Annotated in this window: 18 protein-coding genes; 12 read left to right on the forward strand and 6 right to left on the reverse strand. The window is 67.2% G+C overall.

Annotated features, from left to right (window positions below; all coding sequences use genetic code 11):
* The first annotated feature begins 299 nt into the window (after positions 1-299).
* From uraH to D7006_RS21300, 3 genes are read left to right on the forward strand one after another with little or no spacing between them, the layout of a single operon-like run.
* A complete protein-coding gene (uraH, locus tag D7006_RS21290) occupies positions 300-650 on the forward strand; it encodes a hydroxyisourate hydrolase (RefSeq protein ID WP_237354461.1) in 351 nt (116 codons plus the stop codon).
* A gap of 4 nt (positions 651-654) precedes the next feature.
* Positions 655-2133, forward strand: a complete 1479-nt coding sequence (puuE, locus tag D7006_RS21295; RefSeq protein WP_237354462.1) for an allantoinase PuuE — start codon at positions 655-657, stop codon at positions 2131-2133.
* A 14-nt stretch (positions 2134-2147) separates the two neighbouring features.
* On the forward strand, positions 2148-3416 hold the full coding sequence (locus tag D7006_RS21300) for an allantoate amidohydrolase (protein ID WP_237354463.1): 1269 nt from the start codon (positions 2148-2150) through the stop codon (positions 3414-3416).
* 229 nt (positions 3417-3645) lie between these two features.
* On the opposite strand, the gene D7006_RS21305 is transcribed toward D7006_RS21300, so the two are convergent.
* The 3 genes from D7006_RS21305 to D7006_RS21315 all read right to left on the reverse strand — a co-directional run bounded on the left by D7006_RS21305 (position 3646) and on the right by D7006_RS21315 (position 6942).
* Positions 3646-4653, reverse strand: a complete 1008-nt coding sequence (locus D7006_RS21305) for an Hsp33 family molecular chaperone (RefSeq protein WP_237354464.1) — start codon at positions 4651-4653, stop codon at positions 3646-3648.
* A 151-nt stretch (positions 4654-4804) separates the two neighbouring features.
* Positions 4805-5737: an ornithine carbamoyltransferase gene (argF, locus tag D7006_RS21310; RefSeq protein WP_024277207.1), complete on the reverse strand. Its 933-nt coding sequence runs from the start codon at positions 5735-5737 to the stop codon at positions 4805-4807.
* Complete coding sequence (locus D7006_RS21315) at positions 5734-6942, reverse strand: aspartate aminotransferase family protein (protein ID WP_169121707.1); 1209 nt, start codon at positions 6940-6942, stop codon at positions 5734-5736. Before D7006_RS21315 ends, argF begins: the two co-directional genes overlap by 4 nt.
* A gap of 569 nt (positions 6943-7511) precedes the next feature.
* Between D7006_RS21315 and D7006_RS21320 the strand changes: the two genes are divergently transcribed.
* Positions 7512-8075: a GcrA family cell cycle regulator gene (locus D7006_RS21320; protein WP_237354465.1), complete on the forward strand. Its 564-nt coding sequence runs from the start codon at positions 7512-7514 to the stop codon at positions 8073-8075.
* A gap of 77 nt (positions 8076-8152) precedes the next feature.
* Here D7006_RS21320 and hisS read toward each other — a convergent pair whose 3' ends face one another.
* Positions 8153-9682: a histidine--tRNA ligase gene (gene hisS, locus D7006_RS21325; protein ID WP_371745134.1), complete on the reverse strand. Its 1530-nt coding sequence runs from the start codon at positions 9680-9682 to the stop codon at positions 8153-8155.
* Positions 9683-9953: 271 nt separating this feature from the next.
* Here hisS and ybaL point away from each other — a divergent pair, with 271 nt between their 5' ends.
* From ybaL to serA, 8 genes are all read left to right on the forward strand, one after another.
* Positions 9954-11804: a YbaL family putative K(+) efflux transporter gene (ybaL, locus tag D7006_RS21330; protein WP_237354467.1), complete on the forward strand. Its 1851-nt coding sequence runs from the start codon at positions 9954-9956 to the stop codon at positions 11802-11804.
* A 113-nt stretch (positions 11805-11917) separates the two neighbouring features.
* Entirely contained in the window at positions 11918-12841 is a 924-nt protein-coding gene (locus tag D7006_RS21335) for a metal ABC transporter substrate-binding protein (protein WP_371744970.1), read from the forward strand.
* Positions 12838-13734: a manganese/iron ABC transporter ATP-binding protein gene (locus D7006_RS21340; protein WP_169121711.1), complete on the forward strand. Its 897-nt coding sequence runs from the start codon at positions 12838-12840 to the stop codon at positions 13732-13734. The genes D7006_RS21335 and D7006_RS21340 overlap by 4 nt, the downstream gene beginning before the upstream one ends.
* Positions 13735-13957: 223 nt before the next feature.
* Positions 13958-14818 carry a metal ABC transporter permease gene (locus tag D7006_RS21345; RefSeq protein WP_237354468.1) on the forward strand — a complete coding sequence of 287 codons (861 nt, stop codon included), beginning with the start codon at positions 13958-13960 and terminating at the stop codon, positions 14816-14818.
* Complete coding sequence (locus tag D7006_RS21350) at positions 14815-15651, forward strand: metal ABC transporter permease (protein WP_237354469.1); 837 nt, start codon at positions 14815-14817, stop codon at positions 15649-15651. The genes D7006_RS21345 and D7006_RS21350 overlap by 4 nt, the downstream gene beginning before the upstream one ends.
* A gap of 5 nt (positions 15652-15656) precedes the next feature.
* Positions 15657-16589, forward strand: a complete 933-nt coding sequence (locus tag D7006_RS21355) for a DUF4238 domain-containing protein (RefSeq protein ID WP_169121714.1) — start codon at positions 15657-15659, stop codon at positions 16587-16589.
* A 104-nt stretch (positions 16590-16693) separates the two neighbouring features.
* Positions 16694-17869, forward strand: coding sequence for a phosphoserine transaminase (locus D7006_RS21360; RefSeq protein ID WP_168457376.1), 1176 nt, complete (start codon positions 16694-16696; stop codon positions 17867-17869).
* A 342-nt stretch (positions 17870-18211) separates the two neighbouring features.
* Complete coding sequence (serA, locus tag D7006_RS21365; RefSeq protein WP_229645620.1) at positions 18212-19798, forward strand: phosphoglycerate dehydrogenase; 1587 nt, start codon at positions 18212-18214, stop codon at positions 19796-19798.
* A gap of 70 nt (positions 19799-19868) precedes the next feature.
* Here serA and D7006_RS21370 read toward each other — a convergent pair whose 3' ends face one another.
* Positions 19869-20861 (reverse strand): TerC family protein, encoded by a 993-nt coding sequence (locus tag D7006_RS21370; protein WP_237354470.1) that lies wholly within the window; start codon positions 20859-20861, stop codon positions 19869-19871.
* A 220-nt stretch (positions 20862-21081) separates the two neighbouring features.
* Positions 21082-21315 carry a YdcH family protein gene (locus tag D7006_RS21375; protein WP_169121718.1) on the reverse strand — a complete coding sequence of 78 codons (234 nt, stop codon included), beginning with the start codon at positions 21313-21315 and terminating at the stop codon, positions 21082-21084.

Here is a 21315-nt window from a genome sequence, read left to right on the forward strand (position 1 = left end):
CCCCAATGGAATGGGCCGTCGATGCGGGAAGGGCGTTCTTCAAAATTATTGGCGACGGCAACGCTCCGGCGCGGTTCCGAACGGGCATTGCCCAACTCATCGGCATGCCTCATTGGAGATCAAATCCTGCGCGGGGGAAATACGTTTGGTAATCGGAATATCTTCCGATTTTTTTGGAAAATGGATCGGCCAAGCGCGGGTTATGCTGCCGCGCAGCGGAGCGTTCGCCCGGCCGCCTGCCCTGCATCCGCAAGGCTTCGGCCGGGACATGAGCGCTCGGATCAGGAGACGAGGAAGCGATGGGGCGGCTGTCCACTCATGTGCTCGATACGGTATCCGGTGGCCCGGCCGCCGATGTGGCGGTGGAGCTTTACCGGCTGACGGCCGATGGCGGGCGCACCCTCGTCACCACCCGCCGCACCAATGCGGACGGCCGCACCGATGCCCCCCTGCTGGCGGGAGACGACTTCATCCCCGGCACCTATGAGCTGGTCTTCCATATCGGCGCCCATTTCCGCGCCACCGGCGCGCCGGTGGCCGACCCGCCCTTCCTCGACGTGGTGCCCCTGCGCGTGACCCTCATCGAAGGGCACTATCACGTGCCGCTCCTGTGCTCCCCGTGGAGCTATTCCACCTACCGGGGGTCCTGAGCCCATGCCCGCCCCCTTCACCGGCCGCGACAATTCCGGCATCCCCACCGATCCCGTCACCGGCAAGCCTTATCCGCGCGATCTGGTGGGCTACGGCCGCAATCCCCCCCATCCCCGCTGGCCGGGGGATGCGCGCATCGCCGTGCAGTTCGTGGTGAATTACGAGGAGGGCGGCGAGAATTCGGTCCTCCATGGCGATAATGCCTCGGAAGCCTTCCTGTCCGAGATCATCGGCGCCGTGCCCTGGCCCCGCCAGCGGCACATGAACATGGAGTCCGTCTACGAGTTCGGCGCCCGCGTCGGCATCTGGCGGCTGCTGCGCCTGTTTGGCGAGCGCAACATGCCGGCGACGGTCTATGGCGTCGCCACCGCTCTCGCCCGCAATCCCGATGCCGTCGCGGCCATGCAGCAGGCCGGCTGGGAGCTGGCGAGCCACGGCTACAAGTGGATCGAATACAAGGATTTCACCCGTGACGCCGAGCGCGAGCACATCGAGGAGGCCGTCCGCCTGCACACGCAGGTGACGGGCGAACGCCCGCTCGGCTTCTACCAGGGCCGCTCGGCCGAGCACACCGTGCCGCTGCTGATGGAGGAAGGCGGCTTCCTCTATGTGGCCGACAGCTATGCGGACGAGCTGCCCTATTGGATCTATGGGCCGCGCGGCCCGCAGCTCGTGGTGCCCTACACGCTCGATGCGAACGACATGCGCTTCTCGGTGGCGGCGGGCTTCTCCAACGGCACCGAATTCTTCGACTATCTGAAGGACAGCTTCGACCTGCTCTATGCCGAGGGGGCCACCGCCCCGCGGATGATGTCCATCGGCCTTCATCCGCGTCTTGCGGGGCGGCCAGGCCGGGCGCAGGCGCTGGCCCGCTTCCTCGACTACATCGCCGGGCACGAGAAGGTGTGGGTGGCGCGCCGCCTCGACATCGCCCGCCACTGGATCGCCCATCACCCGCCGGCGGGGGGCTACCGGCCCACCTACATGCCGCGCGGCCTGTTCGTGGAGCGGTTCGGCGGCGTCTACGAGCATTCGCCATGGATCGCGGAAGGCGCCTACAACCGCGGCCTCACCGCGCGCGCCGATACCGCCGAGGGCCTCAACGAAGCGCTGGCGGCCGTGCTGCGCGCGGCACCGGCCGAGAAGCAGATGGGGGTCATCCACGCCCATCCCGACCTTGCCGGCAAGCTCGCCGAGGCAAAGCTCCTCACCGCCGATTCCGCCGCCGAGCAGGCCTCCGCCGGCCTCGACCAGCTCACGGCGGAGGAAAAGGCGCGCTTCACCGCGCTGAACGACGCCTACAAGGCGAAGTTCGGCTTCGTCTTCATCATGGCCATCCGCGGGCGCAGCAAGGCCGACATCCTCGCCGCCTTCGAGCGCCGTCTCGCCCACGACCGCGAGACCGAAGTGGCCGAGGCGCTGGCGCAGATCGAGCGCATCGCCTTGCTGCGCCTGTCCCAGATGTTGCCGGCCGCGTCCTGAACAAGGTTTTCTCCGTGTCCCGATCTGCCCCCGGCTCCGCCCCGCTCCCCTCTCCCCTCGACGGCGAGGTCATCGTCTCCCGTCTGAAGGAGCTTGCCGCCTGCACCGACGTGCCCGGCGAGATGACCCGCCTGACGCTCACCCCCGCCCACAAAAGGGCGGCGGCGCAGGTGTCGTTCTGGATGCGGGAGGCGGGGCTGGCGCAGGTCCATATGGACGCCACCGGCTCCATCGTCGGCCGCTATGCCGCCGACCGGGCCAATGCCAAGACCCTCGTCCTCGGCTCGCACATCGACACCGTGCGCAACGCCGGCATCTATGACGGCAATCTCGGCGTGCTTACCGCCATCGCCGCCGTGGAGGCGCTGAAGCAGCAGGGCATCCGCCTGCCCTTCGCCATCGAGGTCACGGCCTTCGCCGACGAGGAGGGCGTGCGCTTCCTCTCCACCCTCACCTCCTCCAAGGCCATGGCCGGCATCTTCGATCCGAAGAGCCTGGAGGACGTGGACGCCCACGGCATCTCCCGCATGGAGGCGCTGCGTTCCTTCGGCGCGCCGGTGGATCGCGTCGCCGACTGCCGGCGCGATCCGGCCGAGACGCTGGGCTATGTGGAAGTGCATATCGAGCAGGGGCCGGTGCTGGAGGCGGCGGGCGCGCCGCTCGGCATCGTCACCGGCATCGCCGGCGCCTCGCGCGGGCATGTGCGCATCCGGGGCGAGGCCGGCCATTCCGGCACGTTGCCCATGGCCATGCGCCATGACGCCCTCACCGCCGCCGCCGAGATGATCCTCGCCGTGGAAGCGCGCGGCCACGCCGACGGCAAGGAGCTCGTGGCCACCGTGGGCACGCTCCTCATCGCCGGCAGCGCAGTGAACGTGGTGCCCGGCGAGGTGCAATTCTCCCTCGACGTGCGCGCCCTCTCCGACGAATTGCGCATCCGCGCCGTCGCCGACATCCGCGCCGCCGTGGCCGATATCGCGGAGCGGCGCGGGGTGAAAGCGAGCGTGGACATCGGCCACGAAGTGCCCGCCGCGCCGTGTCATGGCCCGCTCAAGGAGCGCATGGCCAAGGTGGTGGAGGGCCTTCAGCTTCCCGTGGTGCGGCTACCCTCGGGCGCCGGGCACGATGCCATGGTGTTTCGCGGCGTGATGCCCATGGCCATGCTGTTCGTGCGCTCGGAGAACGGCAGCCACAACCCCCGCGAATACGCCGCCCCCGCCGACATCGGCCTCGCGGCGGAAGCGCTCTATGCGTTCCTGCTGAAGACGGCGGAGGAGATGTGAGGGACTCCCCCTTCCGCTGTCATCATCCGTGAGTCTCCACCGCTCAACCGTCATCGCCCGGCTTGTCCGGGCGATCCACGGATGGTCTGACGCTAAGCCTTAATGGCTGGGCGCCGACAGGCGGAGGGGTGGATCCCCCGGATGAACCGGGGGATGACGGCTCTTGCGGCGCGGGCGCCGCCTCTTACCCCTGCCCACCGAACCGGAGCACGACGGCACACCTAAAGTGTCACCCGTCCGCCCGGCCGAGAACCTCCTCGGCGGTGAACTTGTAGGTGCGGCCGCAGAATTCGCAGGTCACCGTCACCTTGCCGTCGTCCTGGATCATCTCCCGCCGCTCCTCCGGGCCGAAGGAGGCGAGGACGCCGGAGACCTTCTCCCGCGAGCAGGAGCAGCGCGCGGCGATGGGCAGCGGATCGAACACCCGCACCCCCCGCTCGTGGAACAGGCGGTAGAGCAGCCGCTCGGAGGAGAGGTCGCGGTCGATCAGCTCCACGTCCTCCAGCGTGCCGACGAGGGAGCGGGCCTCCACCCAGGCGTCGTCCTCGTCCACCTTGTGCTCTTCCACGCCCTCGGGCGCGTCGCCCGGGGAGAGGTCGGCCATGCGGGCGCGGGAGGCGTCCTGCGGCAGGAACTGGGCGAGCAGGCCGCCGGCGCGCCAGCTGGACTCCGCGCCGCCCGGCTTCATCTCCTCGCCCACGGCGAGGCGCACGCGGGTGGGGATCTGCTCGGACTGGTGGAAATATTCGTGCGCCGCCGCCTCCAGCCCCGAGCCGTCGAGGGCGACCACGCCCTGATAGCGGTTGGTGCTGATGCCCTGGTCGATGGTCATGGCGAGATGGCCGCGGCCCAGCAGCGCCGCCGGCGAGGTCTCGTTGCGGCGCTCGGCCTCAGCGAGCGCATCGGCATCGTAGCGGGCATAGGCGCGGATCTTGTCCGGGCTGACGAAGTCGGCCACCACCATATCCACCGGCCCGTCGGTCTGGGTCTGGAGGATGAAGCGGCCCTCGAACTTCAGCGAGGAGCCAAGCAGCACGGCGAGCGTGACCGCCTCTCCCACCACGCGCTTCACCGCGGGCGGATAGGCGTGACGGGCGAGCAGCGCATCGAGCGTGGGGCCGAGGCGGACCGTGCGGCCGCGAATGTCGAGGGCGTCCACCTGGAAGGCGGTAACGATATCGTCCTGCGTCGCCTCGGAAGCAGCGCGGGTGGCGGTGCGGGTGCGCTCGCCCTTCATGAAAGGTCTCCGGACGTGCCGGACCCGCGTGCCAGCGCTCAGCGCACGGTCATGGGTCCAGGGGGTTGCATGGTTTCAAGTGTCTGGCCCCACACATATTCACGAGCCGGGCCGTTTCAACCCGGCTCGCAATGTCCCCGCAGCGGAAGGCTCAGCCGCCCACCGCGTCGAAGCACCAGGCGAGCACGCCCTTCTGGGCATGCAGGCGGTTCTCCGCCTCGTCGAACACCACGGACTGGGGACCGTCCATCACCACGTCCGTCACCTCCTCCCCGCGATGGGCGGGCAGGCAGTGCATGAAGATGGCGTCCTTGTCCGCCCGCGCCATCAGGGCCGAATTGACCTGATAGGGCTTGAGGATGTTGTGGCGGCGCTCGGCCTCCTTGTCGCCCATGGAGACCCAGGTGTCGGTGATGACGCAATCGACGCCCTCCACCGCCTCTTCCGGGTCGCGCATGAACTTCACCTTGGCCTTGGTGCGCTTCACGAAATCCTTCAGCGCCTGGCGCGGCGACAATTCCTTGGGCGTCGCCACCTTCAGGGTGAAGTCGAAGCGGTCGGCGGCATGCACCCACGAGGCCAGCACGTTGTTGGCGTCGCCGGTCCAGGCCACCGAGCGGCCGGTGATGGGGCCGCGATGCTCCTCGAAGGTCATCACGTCCGCCATCACCTGACAGGGATGGCTGATGCGGGTGAGGCCGTTGATGACCGGCACCGTGGCGTATTTGGCGAGCTCGGTCAGGTCGTCATGGTCCAGGATCCGGATCATGATGGCGTCGACGAAGCGCGACAGCACGCGGGCCGTGTCGGCGATGGTCTCGCCGCGGCCGAGCTGCATCTCCTGGCCGGTGAGCATGATGGTCTCGCCGCCCAGCTGGCGCATGGCGAGGTCGAACGACACGCGCGTGCGGGTGGACGGCTTGTCGAACACCATGGCCAGCGACTTGCCGGCGAGCGGCTTTTCCACCGGCTCGCCCGCCTTGCGGCGGGCCTTCAGGTCCTTGGAGAAGTCCAGAACCCGGCGCAGCTCCTCGGCCGGGATCTCGGACAGGTCGAGAAAATGACGCACCCCATTCCCCCTCATTCGGCCGCCCCCTTCACCGGATCGGCGGCGAGGCGCGCCTCGATGCGCCGGCAGGCGGCTTCGATCTTGTCGGCTGCGATGGCGACCTCCTCCTCGCTCACGGTGAGCGGCGGCAGGAGGCGGATGACGTTCTCGGCGGCGCCGGGCACCAGCATGCCCTCCTCGCGCAGCGCCGCGATCAGATCGGGCGCCGGCACGGCGGCCTTGATGCCGAGCAGCAGGCCCTGCCCGCGCAGCTCGGCGATGACGGCCGGATGGCTGTCGCGCAGCTCGGCGAGGCGCTGCTGGAAGCGGCCGGCGACGCGGTTCACGCGATCGAGGAAGCCATCCTCCAGCACCACGTCCAGCACCGCATTGCCCACCGCCATGGCCAGCGGGTTGCCGCCATAGGTGGAGCCGTGGGTGCCCACCGTCATGCCCTTGGCGGCCTCTTCGGTGGCAAGGCAAGCACCCATAGGGAAGCCGCCGCCGATGCCCTTGGCCACCGACATGATGTCCGGGGTGATGCCGGTCCACTCATGGGCGAACAGGCGCCCGGTGCGGCCGACACCGCTCTGCACTTCGTCGAGCACCAGCAGCAGGCCGTTCTCGTCGCACAGCTGGCGCAGGCCGGCGAGGAAGCCGGCCGGCGGCACGCGCACGCCGCCCTCGCCCTGCACCGGTTCTACCAGAATGGCGGCGGTCTCGGAGGTCACGGCGGCGCGGGCGGCGTCGAGATCGCCGAACGGCACCTGGTCGAAGCCCGGAAGGTCCGGGCCGAAGCCTTCGAGATATTTCGGGTTGCCGCCGGCGGCGATGGTCGCCAGCGTGCGGCCGTGGAAGGCGCCCTCGAAGGTGATGATCCGGTTCTTCTCCGGATGGCCGCTCACATACTGATAGCGGCGCGCCATCTTGATGGCGCACTCCAGCGCTTCCGCACCGGAATTGGTGAAGAACATGGTGTCCGCGAAGGTCGCTGCCGTCATTCGCGCGGCCAGCTTCTCGGCGCCCGGGATGCGGAACAGGTTGGACACGTGCCACAGCTTCGTCGCCTGCTCGGAGAGCGCGGCGGCGAGATAGGGGTTGGCGTGGCCCAGCACGTTCACGGCGATGCCGGCAGTGAAGTCGAGGAAACGTCGCCCGTCCGTCGTGACGAGCCAGCAGCCCTCTCCCCTCTCGAATTGGAGGTCGATGCGTGCGTAGGTCGGCAGAACGGGGGTGATCACACTATCCTCCTAGGGGACTTCGATGCAGGCTTCCTGGCCTCGAGGTTGCACGGGTTGACGAACACTGTGCGACAGCAGGGCTGTGGCCATGCCGCGCGCACAAACTAAAAAAGGCCGCCCAAGCGGGGGCGGCCCGACCTCCCGATTCTAATGAACACGCGCGGGAGGTCAACCGATCGCCCGCCAAGATGCGAATCGCAACCGCGACCTCCCGCCGCGCAAGGGTAAACGAAGCCTTAAGGAGCTGGGGAAAACGCTCCGCGACCCCTTGCCGACTCTGTTGCGAGGACCGGCCATATTGTAGGTTCTTGAAGGTCAGCCACGAGATGTCGTGCGCAGGGGCATCAGGAACCCTCTTCCAGGAACCGCGATCCGGGTCCATCCGAGCGCTTTGCCGCGCACGGGAACGGGGAGGGAGTCCGCCCTGCGGAAATCACGATCCGGGACGCGCCCCAACCGGCGTTCCCGCCCATGGCTGAAGCGGCGCCGAGCGTTTCCGGCGCCCGCGGCGTTCTTGAGATGCTGCCGGTTGAAATGCGGCAAGTAGATGCGGCAAATGGAGAAGAGCGATGAGCTGGAATGACGAGCGCGTCGAACTCTTGAAAAAGCTCTGGAGCGAAGGCCTCTCCGCGAGCCAGATCGCCACGGAGCTCGGCGAGGTGACGCGCAATGCCGTCATCGGCAAGGTGCACCGCCTCGGCCTGTCCGGCCGGGCGAAGGCCGCTCCTGCCCCGGCGCGTCCCCGCGCCAGCGGAACGGCGCCGGCCAAGACCGGTCCCATGGGTGGACCGATGGGCGCACCCGCCGGGCGCCCCGACAATCAGGCACGGCCGCAGCGGCCGACCACCATCGGCAACACCGCCCTCGCGGCCGATCTGGACGAGGCACCGGAAGAGGCACCGGCGCCCGCCCCCGTGATGAGCGACAACGTGGTGCCCATGACCCAGGGCTGCACCATCATGCAGCTCACCGAGAGCACCTGCCGCTGGCCGCTGGGCGAGCCCGGCACCGAGAGCTTCCACTTCTGCGGCGGCAAGGCCAATCCGGGCATGCCCTATTGCCAGACCCACGCCCGCATCGCCTACCAGCCGGTGCAGGACCGCCGCCGAGACCGCCGCCTCGCCTATCTCTGAGGCGGGGAGCCAGACAGAAAAGGGCCCGCCTCCGGCCGGAGGCGGGCCCTTTTTCGTTCAGGGGACGGCGGGCAGGCTCAGTCGTCCAATCCCAGCGAGGGGGCGGCGCGGCGCTCCAGCACGTCGCGGATGGCGGCGATCATCTCGCTCTCCTTGACCGCGAACTGGGCCGGGCGGGCGGCGCGATACTCCGCATTGTCGGCGATGCCGGCAGCTATGCGGGCGCCTTCAACCAGATCCTTGATCTGGACCTCGCCCGCATCCTTCTCGTTTGACCCCTGGATGATGACGGCCGGGGCGCCGCGGCGGTCGGCATACTTCATCTGCGCCTTCATGCCGGCGCCGCCGAGATACATCTCGGCGCGGATGCCGCTCGCGCGCAGCTCGGACACCATCTTCATATAATCGGCGATGCGGGCCGGCTCCTTGTCCATGGCCAGCACCACGACGGGGCCGACCTCGGCGTCCGCATCCATCTTGCCGAGAAAGGCGAGGGCCGCGAGCAAGCGGGAGACGCCGATGGAGAAGCCGGTGGCCGGCACCTTCTCGCCGCGGAAGCGGGCGACGAGGCCGTCATAGCGCCCCCCGCCGGCCACCGAGCCGAAGCGCACGGGGCGGCCGGTCTCGTCGGTGATCTCGAAGGTCAGCTCGGCCTCGTAGACGGGGCCGGTGTAATATTCGAGGCCGCGCACCACGCTGGGGTCGATCTTCACCCGGTCCTGATAGCCGCCGGCAGCGAGCAGGGTGCGGATGTCGTTCAGCTCGGCCATGCCTTCCTGGAAGGCGGCGTTGCCGGCGAGCGCTGCGGCGAGCTGGACGTCGTCCAGCTCCACCTCGACGCCCACGTCGGTAGCACGCACGCCCTTGCCCGTGAGCATGGCGAGCACCACGGCGGCCTGCCGGTCATCGAGACCGGCGCCCTTGGTGAAGTCGCCGCTCTCGTCCTTGCGGCCGGGACCGAGCAGGAGCGCGACGCCCTCGGCGCCGAACTTGTCGAACTTGTCGATGGCCCTGAGCACGGTGAGGCGGCGGCCGGCATTCTCGTCGCCGCCGAGGCCGATGGCCTCCATCACGCCGTCGAGCACCTTGCGGTTGTTCACCTTCACCACATAGGCGCCGCGCGGAATGCCCACCGCCTCCAGCGTGTCGGCAGCCATCATGCAGATCTCCGCATCGGCCGCGACCGAGGGGGCGCCCACCGTATCGGCATCGAACTGCATGAACTGGCGGAAGCGGCCGGGGCCGGGCTTCTCGTTGCGGAAGACGTAGCCCGCCCGGTAGGAGCGATAGGGCTTGGGCAATTGCTCGAAATGCTCGGCCACGTAGCGCGCCAGCGGAGCGGTGAGGTCGTAGCGCAGCGACAGCCACTGCTCGTCATCGTCCTGGAAGGAGAAGACGCCCTCATTGGGCCGGTCGAGGTCCGGCAGGAACTTGCCGAGCGCATCGGTGTATTCGATGGCCGGGGTCTCCAGCGCCTCGAAGCCGTAAAGCGCATAGACGGCGCGGATCTTCTCCAGCATGGCGCGGGTGGCAGACAGCTCCGCGCCGGTGCGGTCGACAAGGCCGCGCGGGAGCCGCGCCTTCGGCTTGAATTCTTTGGCCATGATGCTTCGGGACCCGTGTCCCGCTCGGTAAATGCAGGGGTCGGGGCGTCTTAGAGGACGGGGCGGGCCACGGCAAGGTCGCGGCCGGCGAACCGACCCGCGCGGGACGCAAGAAAGTTTCCGTTCCGGCACCCATGCCATGACAGTGCCGTCTTCCGCGCGCATGATGGCAAACGGGTAACGGCATCCGCCGCTTGACCCTCATCCCAGACCCTGCCGTCATGCTGCGCCCCGGGGGCGCTGAGTGGCGCCCATTGCCGCATGGAGGACACGCTTGCCCCACGACACGCCGCTCATTGCGACCCTCGTCGGGGCCTTCGTGCTCGCCTTCGTGCTCGGTGCCGTCGCGCAGCGCCTCAAGCTGTCGCCGCTGGTCGGCTATCTCCTCGCCGGCGTCCTCGTGGGCCCGTTCACGCCGGGCTTCGTCGCCGATGAGCATCTGGCGCTGGAGCTGGCGGAGATCGGCGTCATCCTCCTGATGTTCGGCGTCGGCCTGCATTTCTCCCTCTCCGACCTCCTGTCGGTGAAAGCCATCGCCATACCCGGCGCCGTCGTGCAGATCGGCGTGGCGACCCTCATGGGCATGGGCCTCACCTGGGCCATGGGCTGGAACCTCGGGGCCGGCATCGTCTTCGGCATCGCCCTGTCGGTCGCCTCAACCGTCGTGCTGCTGCGCGCGCTGCAGGAGCGGCGCATGGTGGAGAGCGAACAGGGGCGCATTGCGGTGGGCTGGCTCATCGTCGAGGACCTCGCCATGGTCCTCGCCCTCGTGCTGCTGCCGGCGCTGTCCGGCGCGCTGGGCGGACGGACCGTCACCACCGGCACCATCGACTGGCTGGGCCTCGGCGGCGATGTCTGGACCACGCTCGCCGTCACGCTGGTGAAGGTCGCCGGCTTCGTGGTGCTGATGCTGGTGGTGGGCCGCCGCGTCATTCCCTGGATCATGCACTGGGTGGCGCATATCGGCTCGCGCGAGCTGTTCCGCCTGGCGGTGCTGGCCATCGCGCTGGGCGTCGCCTTCGGCTCGGCCAAGCTGTTCGGCGTGTCGTTCGCGCTCGGCGCCTTCTTCGCCGGCATGGTGCTGAGCGAGAGCCCCCTCTCCCATCGCGCCGCAGAGGAGACGCTGCCCCTGCGCGACGCCTTCGCCGTGCTGTTCTTCGTCTCGGTCGGCATGCTGGTGGACCCCTCCATCGTGCTGAAGAGCCCGATTCCGCTGCTGGTGACGGTGCTGATCGTGCTGTTCGGCAAGTCGATCGCCGCCTTCCTCATCGTGCGGGCGTTCGGCTACGGCAACTCCACCGCCTTCACCATCTCCGCCTCGCTGGCGCAGATCGGCGAGTTCTCCTTCATCCTCGTGGCGCTGGGGGTGGACCTGCAATTGCTGCCGGCCGAAGGACGCGACCTGATCCTCGCGGCGGCGATCATCTCCATCCTCGCCAATCCCTTCTTCTTCCTGGTGCTGGACCGCTACCGCGCACGCCAGGCGCCGTTGCGGCCCGAAAAGCCCGCTGCCGCCGCGCCCGCCCCGGCCCCCAAGCCCGTGCCGGCGCTGCCGGAGACGGCGCTCACCAACCATACCGTGCTGGTCGGCTACGGCCGGGTGGGCCGCCTTGTCGCCGACGGGCTGAAGGCGGCGGGCACGCCGTTCCTCGTCATCGAGGACCAGGGTGACCGGCTGGAAGAGCTGAAGCGTCTGGGTCTTGAGGCAGTGAACGCCAACGCCGCCTCGGCCCCCGCCATCACCGCGGCGAATGTCGCGGGGGCGCGCCGCATCATCCTCGCCATCCCCGACGGGTTCGAGGCCAGCAACGTGCTGAAGAAGGCGCGCCAGCTCAATCCCGGCATCGAGATCGTCGCCCGCGCCCATTCGGATGCGGAGGTGGAGCACCTGCGCCAGAGCGGGGCCAACTTCATCATCATGGGCGAGCGGGAGGTGGCGCGCGGCATGCTGGCGCACGTGCTGGAGACCTCGCAGAACGATATCGCCGCCGCGGCTGCGGCCGAGCAGGCGGTGGAGGGCGGAAACCGGGCCGACCCTTCGGTTCCGTTCCCCTCCGGGCCTTCGGTCGAGGCGGCGCCGGGCCTTGCGGAGCCCGCTGCTGCGGCGCAGAAAGAGACGCTGTAGCTCGACCTTTATTGCGAATAATTTGCAATTGCAGGAAGGGTGCGGTAGTTTTTGCGAATTGATCGCAACTAAGGCGGCCGCGCCCGTCACGACCGCCGGACCGGAGCATTCCCGTGCCCGACGCCTTTGTCCTGTCCCGCCGGCATTTTCCGGCGCTTCTCCTCGCCGCCGCGGCGGTGGCCTTCGCCGCGCCGGCCCGTGCGGCGGCGCCGTTCAAGGTGGTGACCACCTTCACCGTCATCGCCGACATGGCGAAGAACGTGGCGGGCGACGCCGCGCAGGTGGAGAGCATCACCAAGCCCGGCGCCGAGATCCACAATTACCAGCCCACGCCCGGCGACCTCATCAAGGCGCAGGGGGCGAACCTGATCCTGTGGAACGGGCTGAACCTCGAACTGTGGTTCGAGAAATTTTTCTCCCGCCTCAAGAACGTGCCGAGCGTGGTGGTCTCGAAGGGCGTGGAGCCCATGGGCATCACGGACGGCCCCTATAGCGGCAAGCCCAATCCCCATGCGTGGATGTCGCCGTCCGCCGCACTGATCTACGTGGACAACATCCGCGACGCGCTGGCGAAGTACGATCCGGCCAACGCCGCGACCTACACCGCCAACGCCGCCGCCTACAAGGCGAAGATCACCGCCGCCATCGACCCGATCCGCGCCGAGCTGGAGAAGGTGCCGGCCGAGCAGCGCTGGCTCGTCACCAGCGAGGGGGCCTTCTCCTACCTCGCCCGCGATTTCGGGCTGAAGGCGCTCTATCTCTGGCCCATCAACGCCGACCAGCAGGGCACCCCCCAGCAGGTGCGCCGCGTGGTGGACGTGATCAGGAAGGACCACATCCCGGTCATCTTCTCGGAAAGCACCATCTCGGCCGAGCCGGCCAAGCAGGTGGCGCGGGAGACGGGGGCCCGCTACGGGGGCGTGCTCTATGTGGATTCCCTCTCCGACCCTTCCGGCCCGGTGCCCACCTATCTCGACCTCCTGAAGGTGACGAGCGGCACCATCGCCGCCGGCCTCACCGGCAAGGTGGCGCCATGAACGCCCCCCTCACCCGGCAGGCTCTCGCCGAGGCCGGCGCCGGCATTCTGGTCGAGCACGTCACCGTCACCTATCGCAACGGCCACACCGCTTTGCGCGATGCGAGCTTCGCCATTCCCATCGGCACCATCACCGCGCTGGTGGGGGTGAACGGCTCCGGCAAGTCCACCTTGTTCAAGACCATCATGGGCTTCCTCAAGGCGGCGCGGGGCGAGGTGCGCATCTTGGGGCTGAGCGTGCCGGAGGCGCTGAAGCGCAACGTGGTCGCCTATGTGCCGCAGGCCGAGGAGGTGGACTGGACCTTCCCCGTCCTCGTCGAGGACGTGGTGATGATGGGCCGCTACGGCCACATGAACCTCTTGCGCATTCCCGGCGCCGCCGACCGCGCGGCGGTGGAGGCGGCGCTCTCCCGCGTCAACATGCTGGACTTCCGCAAACGGCAGATCGGCGAGCTCTCCGGCGGGCAGAGGAAGCGCGTATTCCTCGCCCGCGCACTGGCGCAGGACGCCCGCGTGATCCTGCTGGACGAGCCCTTCACCGGCGTGGACGTGAAGACCGAGGACGCCATCATCGCTTTGCTGCGCGCCTTGCGGGACGAGGGGCGGGTGATGCTGGTCTCCACCCACAATCTCGGCTCGGTGCCCGAATTCTGCGACCGCACGGTGCTGGTGAAGGGCACCGTGCTCGCCTACGGCCTCACCTCCGAGGTGTTCACGCAAGCGAACCTCGAAAAGGCCTTCGGCGGCGTGCTGCGCCATTTCGTGCTGGACGAGAGCCACGCCGCCACGCCCGGCACGCTGGGGGTGCTCACCGACGACGAGCGCCCCCTCGTCCTCTACAAGGACCGCCCCGCCCAGAGCGGCACGGCGGGCTCGAGCGAGGGGATCGGGTGATGGGCGCAGATCACGCCGCCCTCGCGCCCCGGCCAAGCGACAGCGCAGCGGGAGCGCTGAGCCGGGGCCCAGCGCAAGACTCCTGCGCAGCAGGCCCAGTCCGGCGACCTCCGCGGCAAGGCGCCTTCGTCACGTCCTTGCGCTGGATCCCGGCTCTCCCTTCGCTGCGCTCACGCTCCGCTGCGGTCGGCCGGGATGCTGGCCGGCGCCAAGGGGGCACGCCATGACGCTCCTCCTCGAACCCTTCTCCTATTCCTACATGGTCAACGCCATGTGGGTGTCGGCGCTGGTGGGCGCCGTGTGCGCCTTCCTCTCCGCCTTCCTCATGCTCAAGGGCTGGTCGCTGATCGGCGATGCCCTCTCCCATTCCATCGTGCCGGGCGTGGCCGGGGCCTACATGCTGGGGCTGCCCTTCTCGGTGGGCGCCTTCTTCGCCGGGGCGCTGGCGGCGGGGGCAATGCTGTTTTTGCAGGAGCGGACCAAGCTGAAGGAGGATGCCGTCATCGGCCTCATCTTCACCTCCTTCTTCGGGCTCGGCCTGTTCATGGTCTCCCTGTCGCCGACCTCGGTGAACGTGCAGACCATCGTGCTCGGCAACATCCTCGCCATCTCGCCCGCCGACACGCTGCAACTCGCCATCATCGGCTTCGTCTCGCTGGCCTTGCTGCTCGTGTTCTGGAAGGACCTGATGGTGACCTTCTTCGACGAGAGCCACGCCCGCTCCATCGGCCTCAAGCCCACGGCGCTCAAGGTGATGTTCTTCACTTTGCTCGCTGCCTCCACGGTGGCAGCATTGCAGACGGTGGGCGCCTTCCTCGTCATCGCCATGGTGGTGACGCCCGGCGCCACCGCCTATCTCCTCACCGACCGCTTCCCCCGGCTGATCGCCCTGTCGGTCGCCATCGGCGCCACCACCTGCTTCGTCGGCGCCTACGCCTCCTATTTCCTCGACGGGGCGACGGGCGGCATCATCGTGGTGCTGCAGACGCTGATCTTCCTCCTGGCCTTCGTCTTCGCCCCCAAGCACGGCGTGCTGGCGGCGCGGCGGCAGGCGGCCGAGGCGCTGAAGGAGGGCGCGGCATGAGCCTTTTCGCCCCCTTCCAGTTCGATTTCATGCAGACCGCCCTCGTCATCGCCGCCTTGGTGGCGGTGCCCATGGCGCTGCTGTCCTGCTTCCTGGTGCTGAAGGGTTGGTCGCTGATGGGGGATGCCGTCTCCCACGCGGTGCTGCCGGGCGTGGTGCTGGCCTATATGGCCGGGCTGCCGCTCGCCTTCGGCGCCTTCGTGGCCGGCATGGTCTGCGCGCTTGGCACCGGCTATCTCAAGGCCAATAGCCGGGTGAAGGAAGACACCGTGATGGGCGTGGTCTTCTCCGGCATGTTCGGGCTGGGGCTGGTGCTCTACACTAAGATCCAGACCGACGTGCACCTCGACCACATCCTCTTCGGCGACATGCTGGGCGTGAGCTGGGGCGACATCGCCGAGAGCGCCATCATCGCCGGCCTCGTGACTTTGGTGCTGCTGGCCAAATGGCGTGACCTGCTGCTGAACGCCTTCGATCCCGCCCAGGCGAAGGCGGTGGGCCTCCACACCGGCCTTTTGCATTACGGCCTGCTGGTGATGCTCTCGCTGACCATCGTCGCGGCGCTCAAAGCCGTGGGCATCATCCTCGCCGTGGCCCTGCTCATCGCGCCGGGGGCCATCGCGTTTCTCGTGACGAAGCGCTTCGGCTGGATGCTCACCGTGTCGGTTCTGGTGGCGGTCTCCTGCTCGCTGGCCGGCGTCTATCTCTCCTTCTTCCTGGACTCGGCGCCCGCCCCGACCATCGTGCTGCTGATGACGGGCGTGTTCATCGCGGCGTTCGTGGGCGTGCGGGTGAAGGCGCGGCGGGTGGAGCTAGCTGATCAGAGGCCGTGACCCCTATGGCATCCGATTTACCCCAACGACACCACTATATTCCAGAGTTTTACTTGAAGGGATGGGTTAGCCCAGATGGCCGCCTTTGTCAGTACAGTAGGAATGGTGGTGCCGTTAAGCCACTCAGGAGGAGCCCTAAGGCAACGGGCTTTGTAGACGGACTCTATCAGCTAGAAGGATTTCCTCCCCATCTCAAGCAGCAGATCGAATGCAAATTTTTTCGCCCGGTCGATTCTTTAGCTGCTGATGCATTAAGGCAGTTGAATCAAGGAAACGTAACATTAAATGCACGACTGAGAAGCGCATGGACACGCTTCCTATTATCTCTCTTACTACGCTGCCCCGAAGATATCGATATTCTAAAAAATTGGTGGAAAATCGAATTTATACGGACAGATGAGACTGAAGAAATGGAGTATCAAAGCAGACGCTCTGCAAGCGATCCTGAAACATTTTCTGAATACCTAATGAGTCGGCCTATTCACGAAGTCGAAATACACGGATATAATACATTAATTAAACTTATCGATAACGCCAGAGTTGGACAAACGATAAATAATATGCATTGGAAAATCGTCCAACTTTCAAAGGAGTGCGTCCCATTAATGACATCAGACAGGCCGATCATCAGAACGAATGGACTCATAAAACCCAACGGCCATTTAGCAATTCCGATCGATCCGACCCGACTATTTGTCGCGACGTCTGATGATAAAATGATTGAATATCTAAATCATGCCCCACTGAGACAAATCGCTAAAGAAGTTAATCAACATATTGTCCGTTCCGCCGTTCGTTTCTCATATGCGGTCGACGATTCTCATTTGAAATTTGTCAAAAAGAACTTTGGAATCGCACCTCAAGAGCGACTCATTGAATCGATCATACGGCCCATCCCCGGGTGTCCTCCCGCGATGTCGCTTAAGGGAACATCCTAGTACGGACACCCTCATCACCCTTGACGCCCCCTGCCCTCAGGCGTAACCCCATCCGTGGGACACCTCCCCCCAACGGGAGGCGCCCATCTGTAAGGATGGACCACATGACGACGAATCCTGCTCCGGCCACCCGTCCGGAAAACCCCAATTTTTCCTCCGGCCCCTGCGCCAAGCGTCCCGGCTGGACGCTGGAAGGGCTTTCCGACGCACCCCTCGGCCGCTCGCATCGCGCCAAGGTCGGCAAGGTGAAGCTGAAGGAAGCCATCGACCTCACCCGTGAGGTGCTGGAAGTCCCGGCCGACTACCGCATCGGCATCGTCCCTGCTTCCGATACCGGCGCCGTGGAAATGGTGCTGTGGTCCGTGCTCGGCGCGCGCCCGGTGGACATGCTGGCCTGGGAAAGCTTCGGCGAGGGCTGGGTGACGGATGTCGTCAAACAGCTCAAGCTCACCGACGCCCGCGCGCTGACCGCCCCCTATGGCGAGCTGCCCGACCTCAAGAGCGTCGATTTCACCCACGACGTGGTCTTCACCTGGAACGGCACCACCTCCGGCGTCATGGTGCCGGACGCGGACTGGATTCCGGCCGACCGCGAGGGCCTGACCATCTGCGACGCCACCTCGGCGGCGTTCGCGCAGAAGCTCGATTTCGCCAAGCTCGATGTGGTCACCTTCTCCTGGCAGAAGGTGCTGGGCGGCGAGGCGGCCCACGGCATGCTCATCCTCTCCCCCCGCGCGGTGGAGCGGCTCGAGAGCTACAAGCCGGCCTGGCCCCTGCCGAAGATCTTCCGCATGACCAAGGGCGGCAAGCTCATCGAGGGCATCTTCGAGGGCGAGACCATCAACACCCCGTCCATGCTGTGCGTCGAGGACTATCTCGATGCGCTCAAGTGGTCGAAGAACATCGGCGGCCTGTCCGCCCTCCAGGAGCGGTCCAACCGCAATTTCGAGGCCATCGCCCAGTGGGTGCACCGCACCCCGTGGGTGGACTTCCTCGCCACCGATCCGGTGACGCGCTCCAACACCTCGGTCTGCCTGAAGGTGGTGGATGCGGACGTGACCGCGCTCCCCGCCGACGCGCAGGCCGCCTTCGCCAAGGCCATCGCCTCCGGCCTTGAGAAGGGCGGCATCGCCTACGACATCGGCGCCTATCGCGATGCCCCTCCCGGCCTGCGCATCTGGTGCGGCGCGACCGTGGAGCGCGCCGACGTGGAAGCCCTGACCCACTGGCTCGACTGGGCCTTCACCGAGGCGAAGTCCGCGCTGCCCAAGGCGGCGTGATTTCGGCGGGTTAAGATTTGGCGGTCCGACCGGGAGCAGCCAGTCCCCTCTCCCCTTGCGGGAAAGGGTTAGGGTGAGGGGTAAAGCCCTCGCCGAAAGCACTGCTCCTCACGCCGCGGGCCCCCTCACCCCCGGCCCCTCTCCCGTCCGAACTCGGCTGTTGCCGAGTTCGGTTCGTGAAGGTCGAACTCGGCAAAAGCCGAGTTCGAGGGGAGAGGGGAGAGCCCCAGGTGGCCCACCACCCCATTTCTCCTCCCCCGCAAGCGGGCGAGGTCCACGCCGGAGACGCGCGAACGACCGCGCATGCCCGGCCCATCCCATTCGCGAAACGGAGCCCATCCCATGGCACCCCGCGTTCTCATCTCCGACAAGCTTTCCCCGGCCGCCATCCAGATCTTCAAGGACCGTGGCGTCGAGGTGGATTTTCAGCCCGACCTCGGCAAGGACAAGGACAAGCTGGCCGAGATCATCGGCAATTATGACGGCCTTGCCATCCGCTCGGCCACCAAGGTGACGCCGAAGATCCTGGAGAAGGCCAACCGCCTCAAGGTCATCGGCCGCGCCGGCATCGGCGTCGACAACGTGGACCTCCCGGCCGCGACCGCCAAGGGCGTGATCGTGATGAACACGCCGTTCGGCAATTCCATCACCACCGCCGAGCACGCGATCGCGATGATGTTCGCCCTCGCCCGCGAGATTCCGGCGGCGGATGCCTCCACCCAGGCCGGCAAGTGGGAGAAGAACCGCTTCATGGGCGTCGAGGTGACGGGCAAGACCCTCGGCATCATCGGCTGCGGCAACATCGGCTCCATCGTCGCCGAGCGCGGCGTGGGGCTGAAGATGAAGGTCATCGCCTTCGACCCCTTCCTCTCGCCCGAGCGCGCCCTCGACCTCGGCGTGGAGAAGGTGGAGCTGGAAGACCTCCTCGCCCGCGCCGACTTCATCACCCTGCACACGCCCCTCACCGAGAAGACCAAGAACATCCTCTCGGCCGAGAACCTCGCCAAGACCAAGAAGGGCGTGCGCATCATCAACTGCGCCCGCGGCGGTCTGGTGGACGAGGAGGCACTGCGCGCCGCGCTCGACAGCAAGCATGTGGCCGGCGCCGCCTTCGACGTGTTCACCATCGAGCCGGCCGAGACCAACCCGCTGTTCGGCCATCCCAACGTGGTCTGCACGCCGCACCTCGGCGCCGCCACCACCGAGGCGCAGGAGAATGTCGCGCTGCAGGTGGCCGAGCAGATGAGCGACTATCTGCTCACCGGCGCCATCTCCAACGCGGTGAACTTCCCCTCCATCACCGCGGAAGAGGCGCCGAAGCTCAAGCCCTTCATCGAGCTTGCGGAAAAGCTCGGCTCCTTCGCCGGCCAGCTCACCGACACCGACATCAAGACCGTGCGCATCATCTATGAGGGCGCGGTGGCGGACCTCAAGGTGAAGGCGCTGACCTCGGCGGCGGTGGCGGGCCTGCTGCGCCCGGCGCTCGCCGACATCAACGTGGTCTCGGCGCCCTCCGTCGCCAAGGAGCGCGGCGTGGTGATCGAGGAGACCACCCGCGCCGCCACCGGCGACTATGAAAGCCTCATCACGGTGACGGTGGTGACGGAGAAGTTCGAGCGCTCCGTCTCCGGCACGGTGTTCGCGGACGGGCATCCCCGTATCGTCAACATCAAGGGCATCAAGGTGGATGCCGAGTTCGCCCCCGCCATGGTCTACGTGACCAACGAGGACAAGCCCGGCTTCATCGGCCGCTTCGCCGGCCTGCTCGGCGATGCCGGCATCAACATCGCCACCTTCGCCCTCGGCCGTGACCATGCGGGCGGCGATGCCATCGCCCTTGTGGCGGTGGATGGCGCGGTGCCGGCCGAGCTGCTCGCCAAGGTGCAGGCCCTGCCGCAGGTGAAGGCGGCGAAAGCCCTCGCCTTCTGAGGCTGACGCCCACCTAAAAAACAGAAGCCCCGTCCGGCCGGACGGGGCTTCTTTCGTTTCAGGCGGCCGATCACGCCGCGTGCTTCACATCCGTCCCGCCGCCGGTGCGCCGGAGCGAGAAGAGGATGCCGGCGGCGATCATGGCCACCGTCACGCCCAGCGAGATGGCCGGGTCCACCTTGCCGAAGAAGTGGCTCCAGAAGATCTTGCCGCCGATGAACACAAGCACGCCGGCCAGTGCGTACTTCAGGTGCGAGAAGCGATGCACCATGGCAGCCAGCGCGAAGTAGAGGGCGCGCAGGCCGAGGATGGCCATGATGTTGGCGGTGAACACGATGTAGGTGTCGGTGGTGATGGCGAAGATGGCCGGCACCGAATCCACCGCGAACACGAAGTCCGCGATATTGATCACCACGAGGGCGAGGAACAGCGGCGTCGCCCACAGCACGGCCTTGCCGGTGACGGGGTGGGGCTGGCGCACGAAGAAGCGTTCGCCATGCAGCTCCTGCGTCACCCGCATCCGTTTGGTGAGGAAGCGCAGCGCGGCATTCTGCGAGATATCCGTCTCGCCCTCGCTGGCGAACAGCATCTTGATGCCGGTGACCACCAGGAAGGCGCCGAACAGCAGCAGCACCCAGTCATAAGACTGCACCAGCGCCGCGCCCACGCCGATCATCAGCCCGCGCAGCACCAGCACGGCGATGATGCCCCACACCAGCGCCCGGTATTGATAGGCGCGGGGAATGGCGAAATAACTGAAGATCAGCGAGATGACGAAGACGTTGTCGATGGAGAGCGCCTTCTCGATGGCATAGCCGGTAAAGTATTGCATGCCGGCCTGCGGCCCCATGGAGGCCCAGATCCAGCCACCGAACACGGCCGCCACGGCGATGTAGAAGACGGAGAGCCTGAGGCTTTCGGCGATGCCGATCTCCCGCGAGTTGCGGTGGAGCACGCCGAGGTCGAAGGCGAGCAGGGCAAAGACGATGGCGAGGAAGCCGAGCCAGAGCCACAGCGGCTTGCCGGCGACATCAAGGAAGAAAAGAGCGATCAGCTGGTCCATGGCACGGTCCTGTCAGTGGCCTGCGGCGGCCGCCCGCGAGGGTCGGGGCGCCGGGCAGGAAACCGGATAGGAGGACCGACATGGCGGGCGGGCACGGACCCGACCTGCCCCGGGGCAGATGGGGGCAGGCCGGGCCGCATCCGCGCCCGTCAGAGGGGCCCGGACCTCGTTTGTTGAGGGAAAGGGTCCGGGCGCTCGGGGCGCGCGGGACGGATGGCGCCTATCGCGCCGGCTTGAGAGGCATTTCGGCCCACCTCTTGCGGCGGACCACCACGACGCGGGCCATATCGGCCCCCTCCCGGCGCAGATATTCGATCTGGTCGCGCAGGCGGAGCTTCATCTTCTTCAGCGCGAGCACCCGGGTGCGGTCGGGCTCGGGCCGCGTCTGCTCGGAGGAGATCTCCTCCTCGATCAGGCTGTGGCGCGTCGTCAGCGATTTCATGAACTGGTCCAC

Origin of the sequence: Xanthobacter sp. YC-JY1, assembly GCF_021730305.1 — a bacterium.
Classification (GTDB): domain Bacteria; phylum Pseudomonadota; class Alphaproteobacteria; order Rhizobiales; family Xanthobacteraceae; genus Xanthobacter; species Xanthobacter flavus.